General features: G+C 45.0%; 6 protein-coding genes. All 6 read right to left on the bottom strand.

Annotated elements, in window-relative coordinates; translation table 11 throughout:
* Nucleotides 1–524: 524 nt before the first annotated feature.
* The 6 genes from JK188_RS15400 to JK188_RS15375 all read right to left on the bottom strand — a co-directional run bounded on the left by JK188_RS15400 (nucleotide 525) and on the right by JK188_RS15375 (nucleotide 7,564).
* Nucleotides 525–1,997 (bottom strand): FGGY-family carbohydrate kinase, encoded by a 1,473-nt coding sequence (locus JK188_RS15400; RefSeq protein ID WP_211886961.1) that lies wholly within the window; start codon nucleotides 1,995–1,997, stop codon nucleotides 525–527.
* Nucleotides 1,998–2,007: 10 nt separating this feature from the next.
* The gene (locus JK188_RS15395; RefSeq protein ID WP_211886963.1) at nucleotides 2,008–2,877 is read right to left on the bottom strand and encodes an L-ribulose-5-phosphate 3-epimerase; all 870 of its coding nucleotides are present in this window, start codon (nucleotides 2,875–2,877) and stop codon (nucleotides 2,008–2,010) included.
* 16 nt (nucleotides 2,878–2,893) lie between these two features.
* A complete protein-coding gene (locus tag JK188_RS15390) occupies nucleotides 2,894–3,928 on the bottom strand; it encodes an ABC transporter permease (protein WP_036949222.1) in 1,035 nt (344 codons plus the stop codon).
* A gap of 13 nt (nucleotides 3,929–3,941) precedes the next feature.
* The gene (locus JK188_RS15385; protein WP_211886965.1) at nucleotides 3,942–4,931 is read right to left on the bottom strand and encodes an ABC transporter permease; all 990 of its coding nucleotides are present in this window, start codon (nucleotides 4,929–4,931) and stop codon (nucleotides 3,942–3,944) included.
* The gene (locus JK188_RS15380) at nucleotides 4,924–6,429 is read right to left on the bottom strand and encodes a sugar ABC transporter ATP-binding protein (RefSeq protein WP_154603179.1); all 1,506 of its coding nucleotides are present in this window, start codon (nucleotides 6,427–6,429) and stop codon (nucleotides 4,924–4,926) included. The genes JK188_RS15385 and JK188_RS15380 overlap by 8 nt, the downstream gene beginning before the upstream one ends.
* Before the next feature lie 142 nt (nucleotides 6,430–6,571).
* Nucleotides 6,572–7,564 carry a substrate-binding domain-containing protein gene (locus JK188_RS15375; RefSeq protein ID WP_036949290.1) on the bottom strand — a complete coding sequence of 331 codons (993 nt, stop codon included), beginning with the start codon at nucleotides 7,562–7,564 and terminating at the stop codon, nucleotides 6,572–6,574.
* Between the last annotated feature and the right edge of the window lie 221 nt (nucleotides 7,565–7,785).

Genomic DNA, 7,785 nt, shown 5'->3' with positions numbered 1-7,785 from the left:
GATAGTGTTATAGATGATTATTTTCTGCTCTATACATATTTTTCTTTATATCAATATGAAAAATATGATTTTTTATTTTTACTGTGATTTTCTTAACATAATAGGTTAATTATTTATTTGATGCTTTTTTTTGCTTCCAAGCCTTAATCTAAATAAATCCCACATCATTCTTGAGAGTATTCGGTTGTTAATTACTCATGTTTAAATATGATTATTAACACTACTAAATGTAATGACTTTATTTATGCTAATTTTCTGCATTTTCATTTTTTATATTAAGAGCGAATTTATTTTTTTATCTTGCTGATAATTTGCTCGAATTAATTAATTGGGAAAAATTTAATTTATTTTAGCATTTAACATTTGATTGGTTTTTAAGCTAAAAAAAGAAGGTTAATAAAATGTTAAAATTAAATGTTTAAAGTCTGGTTATCAGATAAATATATCTAAAATGAGAGGGATAATTGGTGAGGGGTATCGGTTATGCCTCCCTTCCGGTGAACGTTAAGGGAGGCAATTTATGGTTAGCAACTCAACGCATCTGCCACTGCTTTAAAGCGGGCAAACTTATCCCGTAGCTGCTGATGAGCTATAAGGTTAGGTTGATACGCGGTGATTTTCGGTGTGCTTGATGCAATCGCGGTATCAAACCCAGAATAATACTCAGAACCGACCGCGGCGCACAGCGCGGCAGCTTGGCAGCCTGACTGCTGAACATCCACCACTTCAAGAGGCAGATTACTGGCATCACAGAACATTTGCATCCACAACGCCGAGTTGGTTGGTCCACCGGTAAAGCGAATAGCCTGAGTGCAGTCATCAATGCCAACAATACGGTCTTGATGTAGCAAATGAGAAAAGACAATTCCCTGATAAATGGCGTAGGCAATATCCCCTTCAGTATGATGGGAGCTTAACCCGAGTAGCCCGCCATGCAGGTTACTGTGATAGTTAGAGCCATATAACCAAGGGAAAAATAGAATATCGTTTTGCCGTGTTGCCCCTTCAGCAACGCAAGCATTGAGCACTTTGTAATCTTGCAAACGTTGGTCGAAAAAGTGTCGAGTGAACCAAGCGAGGTTACTGGCTGAGGTTGGGCTACCTTCATGAACAAAATAGGTGCCGGGAATACAGTATTTGCCCCACACATAAGGGTAATCGGCAGGCATGATTTTGTCGAAAACCCGCGTGGAGATAGTCCAGGTTCCAGCGACGGCACTGAGTTTATCTTTTTGGCTGACACCCGATGACAGCGCGGCTCCCACCACATCGAAGAATCCGCCAAATACTGGCGTACCTTCTTTAAGACCGCACTCTTTTGCGGCATGAGTCGTGACGCAGCCCGCTGACTGTGCGGAGTTAATCACGGGGGCGAGTTTGTCATTAGCCTCTTCAATACCAAACAGTTCACAGAGTTTAGGGTCGTAACTGGAGGTTGTTGGGTTATAGAGTTGGCTGCCCGAAATATTGGTCTCTTCGCAAGTGAGCTGGTCAGTTAATCGATAACGAATATAGTCGTGAACCATTAAAACATAACGACCATCGCGATAGCTGTCTGGCTCATATTGTTTTAACCAATTGAGCAGGGCAACGGGGTGTGATGCCCAAAGTTGCTGCAAACTCAGCGGATAAGCTTGCTCTGCGGTACCATTTTGGTGCCATTGATCGACAATCGCTTGTGCGCGGGAATCCGAAGAAACAATGCCGTTTCTGACAGGTTTTCCGTGTTTATCCAGTAAATATAGCCCTTTGCCGTGAGAGGAAAAGCTGACCCCTGCGATTTGTGATGCTGATAATTGGCTCTTAGCGATGGCTTCGCGGATCACACCGCAGGTGACTTGCCACAGGGTTTCCATATTACGTTCACTAAACCCAGCTTGCGGACTTTCAGTGGGAAAAGGGTGCTCAGCAACCACCAGCTCTTGGCCTTCAGGGCTGTAGATCCCCGCTTTGATCACGGTGCCTCCAAGGTCGACACCCATGAAAAATGTGCTCATTGTTGGCTCCTTAGTTTTCCCAACCCGCTTGCTGCATTTTATCTTCAATCCAATGGCGCGCCTTGATGATTTCAATCAGCGGTTCATCGGCTTTTTCCGTCCACATTTCAATTAAGAAGGTGCCACGATAATTGAGCTGCTTAAGCTGTTTGAACAGTGCCACAAAATCCACGCACCCTTCACCGAATGGCACATCACGGAATTGACCTTTGCAACTGTCTGTTACGGCGTAGGTATCTTTCAAATGCAGAGCAACAATATTTTCAATGCCTTTGGTTAGTTCGGCAGCCACATCACTACCCCAAGCGGTTAAGTTACCGACATCAGGATAAACTTGGAACCACGGTGAGCGAATTTTATCGGCAAGCGCTTGCCATTTCGTGATCGAATTCATAAATGGCGTATCCATGATTTCGACGGCGCACATCACCTGAGAAGCCGCGGCAATTTCTGCCACCCATTTCATGCCTTCTTCAAAGCGGGCAATGGTGCCTTCATCTTGCTCTTCGTAATACACATCATAGCCAGCCAATTGAATGGTACGAATACCCAGATCTTGAGCCAATTTAATGGCTTTTGTCATGAGTTCACGGGCTTTTTGACGGGTATCTTCATCATGGCTACCAAATGGAAAACGTCGGTGACCTGATAGGCACATCGTTGGAATGCGTACCTGGGTTTTTTGGATGGCAGCTACTAACTCTAAGCGTTGTTCCAAACTCCAATCTAGACGGGCTAAACGCTCGTCCGTTTCATCAACCGACATCTCGACAAAATCAAATCCTGCCGCTTTTGCGATAGCTAATTTTTCGCTCCAGCTACTGTGCTTTGGAAGGGCTTTTTCATAGATACCAATCGGGTTTTTTCGTGAAATAGTCATCTTTATTCCCTGTAAGTTAATTTTGTACGGATGCTTTATTGAGGCGTTGATTGCGTGTCATTGCACGCTTAGCGCTCCATTTTTCTTTAAAGAATTTGAAGGCGAGAGCGAGGATCAACGTAATGCCCCAAACCGCGAGATTGAAGTGCAGGCTGACGCCCAACAGGCTAAGCCCAGTTGCGATGACTTGCAGAACTAGCAAGGCGCAGAAGACGCGGCTGACTTTACCGACGCCGCCAAATGGGTTTGTGCCTCCCAATACGATGGCTAAAATGGTCAGCAGTAAGTAAGAATCCCCATATCCCATGCGGGCTGAGTTAAAGCGCGCCATCATGATCAGCCCTGCCAACACACACAGCAGGCTTGAAATGGTGTAAATCGCGATCATCACTCGGTCGGTACGCACGCCGCTAAACCACGTCGCATTGATGTTGCTGCCGCTCATATAGATATTTTTACCAAGGCGGGTGCGACCTAAAAACAGAGCCAAAATAATCGCGGTCACAATGAAAATAATCATGGCAATCGGCATACCGAAAACGGTGTCAGAGCCAATGGCGCGAACCACTGGCGGCATCCCACTGAGTGCGGCACCTTTGGTAAGGTAAACACCAATACCGCTGATAATAGTCATGGAACCAAGTGTGACCAAAATAGGATGAGCGCCAATATGGGAAATCATTAGCCCTGTTAAGCAGCCAATAATAACGGCGATAACGGTGGCACCGATTAATGCAAAGACCAACCACATTAGCTGCGTGCCCGTTCCTGCATCAACAGGCAGGTAATTGATAAATACCCAAGCCATAAACAAGCCAGTCAAGTTAGCGGTGCTGATAATGGCGAGGTTTAACCCGCCACTCAACATCGGAACAAACATGGCGAAGGTCAGAAGACCCAGCTCTGGCAACTGAAAGGTAATACTTAAAAAGGTATTCTGGGTAAAAAAGTGCCCTGGCATGGCGATACTGAAAGCCGCAATAGCGACCAAAAAGATTGAAAGCAGTCCGATAACAGAGCCATCAATTTTAAAAAAATCTTGTTTTTTCATGGTGATATTCCTGTTAAACAAAGCCTACGTCCGTTTCTTTACGCTTTTTGTAGTGAGTAATACAAATAGCGATAAGAATGACCATACCGATGACGATATTGACGAAGTAGTTAGACACCCCGATCAAGTTCAGACCGTTTTTCAAGATACCGATGAGGAAAACCCCCATAAGCGTACCGATAACGCTACCGCGACCGCCGGATAAACTCGCGCCACCTAATACCGCGGCTGCGAGAACATCAAGCTCGCCACCCACTAAGGCGCTAGGCACCACTTCACTCATGCGATAGGTTTGCAGCATGCCGCCGATAGCGGCCATCGCACCGAGATAACCGTAAGCAAACAGATAAATCACCCAGACGCGAATACCAATACGTGAAGCTGATTCTTGGCTGCCGCCTACCGCATACAGTTGGCGACCAATGTGGGTTTTGTTCATTAAGATCCACGTTAAAAACGCGATCCCTAACATCACGATCAATGGCAAACCAATTTGATAATATTCACCATCCACTTCAAAAGGCAGGATGGTGACAGGATCAACCCACCAATCCGGTAAGTCGTAGATACTGTGTCCGTTGGTTAGCCACATCAGCATGCCGAACAGCAAGGATTGCATACTAATAGTGATAATGATCGACACCACATTGAGGGAGTAAATCAAAATTGCGTTGATCAACCCAAAGGTGATCCCGATGACAATCGCAAGGGCGATACTGAGGGTTGGGCTTTCGAGTAATCCTTGCAGTAAGAAAGTGGCAATCACATATTGGACAACCGAGGCAACGGCGGCGAAAGAGATATCAATACCACCAGTGACGAGTACCACAAATAATCCCAGTGCAAAAATACCGGTGACAGCATAGCTTTCGCTTAAGTCGAGCAAGTTTTGAATAGTGAGAAATTGTGGGCTCATGAAGGTGAAAAACACCACCATGATGAGGATCACCCAGATTAACCAGCCTTCAACAGACTGCGGACGAAGTTTTTGCCAATTAGCCATTGATGATTTCCTCCAATTGTTGCTCAGTCATGGAATCCGTCACAATTTCTTTGACGATAGATCCTTGCTTCATATGTAAAATGCGATCGCAGTTGTAGAAAGCTTCAGAGGCTTCATCGGTGATCAATAAAATGGCGATCCCAACACCAGAAAGTCGATGGATCAGCTTGTAAATGCTGTCTTTAGCACCGATATCGACCCCCACGGTAGGGGCATCAAGGATCAGCACTTTAGGGCGCGTCAGGATCCATTTGGCGAGCACCACTTTTTGCTGATTTCCCCCTGATAAGGTGGAGAGAGCATTGTTTGGGTCGGTCACTTTAATATCCAAATCCGCGATCCACTCTTGGACGATTTGCTGGCATTTTTGCTCATCAATCAGATGAAGAGGGGTTTTCAGGCGATCTAAAATCGAAATCACCATATTGTCGGCGATAGACTGCTGCAAAATTGCCCCCAGTGTCAGGCGGTCTTCAGACACGTAACCAATACCATGTTTGATAGCTTGGGCATTATTTTTGAAGATAATTGGCTTGTCTTCGACGATCATTTCGCCGCTGTCAGGGCGGGTTATCCCAAACAGAGAAAGGGCAAGCTCGGTACGACCAGAGCCTAATAATCCGCAAAGTCCCAGTACTTCACCGCGCTTTAATGACAGGGAAATATTCTGGTATTGCCCAGCACGGCTGAGATTTTTCAGTTCTAAGACTGTGTGAGTTTCTTCTGCGTTATTGGGTAATTTGCGCTCATGAACAATATCAAGCCCTGTCATCAGCTCGGTGATTTTACGCGTGGTCAGGTCTTCTGCTGGCCATGTGCCCATTTTCTGCCCATCACGAATAACGGTAATGCGGTCAGAAATCTCTTTCACTTCCTCTAACCGATGGCTGACAAAAACAACGGTGATACCTTTGTTTTTTAAGTAGTTCACGGTAGAAAGTAGCTGATTAACTTCGGTGCGAGTTAACGAGGCCGTTGGCTCATCCATGATCACTAAGCGTGCATCCGCAACCAGTGCGCGGCAAATGGCTACTTGCTGACGCTGGGCAATGGGGAGAAACTGCACTGGGGTATCAGGGTCAATGGTGAACTCAAGTTCTTTGAGAATTTGTAACGCTTTTTCCCTCACTTTCCCTTTTTGAAACCAACCAAAATAACCGTTTAAATTCAGTTCAAAGGCGATGTTTTCTGCCACGGTTAAGTTAGGAAATAAGGATAAGTCTTGGTAGATAACTTGAACGCCAAGCTCTCGCGCTTTGTCTGGGGTCAGGCGAGAGTATCGTTTGCCATCTATTTCAATTTCGCTACCTTCATCGGGAGCATAAACGCCGCTAATGGTTTTAATTAACGTACTTTTTCCGCAGCCATTGGTGCCCGCTAAACAATGAACTTCACCTTTGTTTAGCGTCAAGTCGATATTGCGTAATGCACGATGACCACCAAAGCTTTTGGAAAGATCCCGTAACGTAATCAGTGGGGAGTTTTTTTCGGCTGTCATAGTGGAGTCCTGGTGTTGACTGTGTCGTCAGATTCAGAGTGACAACAGACACCGCTATCAGACCTAAATAGGGTGCTGCTGTCACTTAAACTATGTGGAACTAAATAATACTGTTGTCGTATTTTTATTATGTAGTGCGAACTTACAGACCGACTTCAACCAGCTTTTTGGTGTTTTCAATATTCAGGTTAACTGGGTTGTCGCTGAGGATGGTATTGCCACTCACCTTGATCTCACCCATATCACCGATGCTGACGCCAGTTTTGATCTCTTCGCCATTCATCATTGCCGTCGCGACTTGAACGAAAACTTGACCAGCCACTTTCGGGTTAGAGATATAACCACCGTCAATTGCACCTTTTTCTAACAATTTGATACCTTGACCCGGTGTAAATGTACCGAATACACAGGTTTCAGCGTTTTTACGGCGTTTGTCGATGGCGCGACCCGCACCGATAGGCCCCTGAGAACCAAATGACATAATGCCTTTCAGATCTTTATGCTTAGACAGCAGGTCGTTTGCAGTACGCATAGAATCATCAACGGATTCCGCGACACCAAAGCGGTCATCGACCATTTGCATTTTTGGATAATGTGCTTTTTGGTAAGCGATTGCCGCATCAGCCCATTCGTTGACGAGTGGTACAGTCAGGCTGCCAACGAACATGGCGTATTTACCTTCTTCACCCATACATGCTGCCATATCTTTCATATGGTTAGCACCCATGCTTTGGGTATCCAGCAATTCGAAATCCCAATCCGCATTTTTTTGATCTGGGGATTCGTGAGTAATGACTTTGATGCCTGCTTCTTGGGCGCGTTTTAAAACCGGCTCAAGGACTTTTGCATCGTTAGGAACGACGCCGATAACATCGACTTTCTTCGCGATTAAATCTTCAATTGCACGAACTTGTTCCGCAGGGTCAGCGGTGGTTGGACCCACTTGGAATGCATTAACGCCGAGTTTTTTACCTTCTTCGGTGATCCCTTGCTCCATGACGTTAAACCAAGGAATTCCCCCCACTTTTACCACGACACCCATAGTAAATGGCTTTTGTGCTTTCTGTGATTCAGCCATCGCCATGTTGGAAAACAGTGCGGCGCCCATTAAGCAAGGTAAAACTAATTTTTTCATATTCATCGTTATATTCCTCAGAGATGATGTGCAGATACAGCCATGCTCATCAACATAGGGTTAATGTTTTGTTTAATCGGATAGATATAATTAATTTCTATTAATCGTTAATTTAATTAATAGGTTTCTTTGCTGCCTGGTGTAATTCGGTTATTTAAAATAAAAACAAATTGCTTAATTCACTCACTTAGTTACGCTGCGACTATCATCGATATAAATAC

This window comes from Providencia sp. JGM181, from assembly GCF_018257375.1.
Lineage (GTDB): Bacteria > Pseudomonadota > Gammaproteobacteria > Enterobacterales > Enterobacteriaceae > Providencia > Providencia lanzhouensis.
This window is presented reverse-complemented; position numbering and strand designations above follow the sequence as displayed.

What these genes read in the sequence shown, in the direction of transcription:
- JK188_RS15390 (WP_036949222.1), bottom strand. Translation starts at nt 3,928, where the DNA reads ATGAAAAAACAAGATTTTTTTAAAATTGATGGCTCTGTTATCGGACTG.
- JK188_RS15395 (WP_211886963.1), bottom strand. Translation starts at nt 2,877, where the DNA reads ATGACTATTTCACGAAAAAACCCGATTGGTATCTATGAAAAAGCCCTT.
- JK188_RS15380 (WP_154603179.1), bottom strand. Translation starts at nt 6,429, where the DNA reads ATGACAGCCGAAAAAAACTCCCCACTGATTACGTTACGGGATCTTTCC.
- JK188_RS15375 (WP_036949290.1), bottom strand. Translation starts at nt 7,564, where the DNA reads ATGAAAAAATTAGTTTTACCTTGCTTAATGGGCGCCGCACTGTTTTCC.
- JK188_RS15400 (WP_211886961.1), bottom strand. Translation starts at nt 1,997, where the DNA reads ATGAGCACATTTTTCATGGGTGTCGACCTTGGAGGCACCGTGATCAAA.
- JK188_RS15385 (WP_211886965.1), bottom strand. Translation starts at nt 4,931, where the DNA reads ATGGCTAATTGGCAAAAACTTCGTCCGCAGTCTGTTGAAGGCTGGTTA.